We start from the raw sequence: 1,386 nt of genomic DNA, 5'->3' as shown, positions 1-1,386 counted from the left end.
GATACGTTTAGCCCCGGTACATTTTCGGCGCAGAGTCACTCGACCAGTGAGCTATTACGCACTCTTTAAATGGTGGCTGCTTCTAAGCCAACATCCTGGTTGTCTAAGCAACTCCACATCCTTTTCCACTTAACGTATACTTGGGGACCTTAGCTGGTGGTCTGGGCTGTTTCCCTTTTGACTACGGATCTTATCACTCGCAGTCTGACTCCCATGGATAAGTCTTTGGCATTCGGAGTTTGACTGAATTCGGTAACCCGTTGGGGGCCCCTAGTCCAATCAGTGCTCTACCTCCAAGACTCTTACAACATGAGGCTAGCCCTAAAGCTATTTCGGAGAGAACCAGCTATCTCCAGGTTCGATTGGAATTTCTCCGCTACCCACACCTCATCCCCGCACTTTTCAACGTGCGTGGGTTCGGGCCTCCATTCAGTGTTACCTGAACTTCACCCTGGACATGGGTAGATCACCTGGTTTCGGGTCTACAACCACATACTAAACGCCCTATTCAGACTCGCTTTCGCTACGGCTCCGCCTTATCGGCTTAACCTTGCATGGGATCGTAACTCGCCGGTTCATTCTACAAAAGGCACGCCATCACCCATTAACGGGCTCTGACTACTTGTAGGCACACGGTTTCAGGATCTCTTTCACTCCCCTTCCGGGGTGCTTTTCACCTTTCCCTCACGGTACTGGTTCACTATCGGTCACTAGGGAGTATTTAGCCTTGGGAGATGGTCCTCCCAGATTCCGACGGAATTTCACGTGTTCCGCCGTACTCAGGATCCACTCAAGAGGGAACGAAGTTTCAACTACAGGGTTGTTACCTTCTTTGACGGACCTTTCCAGGTCTCTTCATTTACTTCGTTCCTTTGTAACTCCGTATAGAGTGTCCTACAACCCCAAGAGGCAAGCCTCTTGGTTTGGGCTAATTCCGTTTCGCTCGCCGCTACTCAGGAAATCGCATTTGCTTTCTCTTCCTCCGGGTACTTAGATGTTTCAGTTCCAGGGTCTGCCTTCAATATCCTATGTATTCAGATAAAGATACTGTTCCATTACGAACAGTGGGTTTCCCCATTCGGAAATCTCCGGATCAAAGCTCACTTACAGCTCCCGAAGCATATCGGTGTTAGTCCCGTCCTTCATCGGCTCCTAGTGCCAAGGCATTCACCGTGCGCCCTTTCTAACTTAACCATTAGCGAATAAATGGTACAACATAATGTTGTGTTATTTATTGGTTTGATTAAAGAAAAGTTTCACTTTTCCTCAGCTATTACTGTTATCTAGTTTTCAAAGAACAATCGCAACCAAAATTCTTCTTATTAGATAAGAAGAAAGTAGTGTGCTTTCTATAATTGAGAGATTGAACTCTCAAAACTGAACAAA

Annotated in this window: 1 rRNA gene; it reads right to left on the bottom strand. The window is 47.0% G+C overall.

The features are described from left to right. Positions 1-1,194: ribosomal RNA gene (locus ACLHDF_RS31280) — 23S ribosomal RNA — on the bottom strand; the annotation flags it as partial. Positions 1,195-1,386 lie beyond the last annotated feature (192 nt).

It is taken from the genome of Priestia megaterium (assembly GCF_046599315.1).
Taxonomy (GTDB): Bacteria; Bacillota; Bacilli; order Bacillales; family Bacillaceae_H; genus Priestia; species Priestia megaterium_F.
The sequence above is the reverse complement of the archived record's forward strand: the minus strand, read 5'-3'. Positions and strand labels throughout refer to the sequence as shown.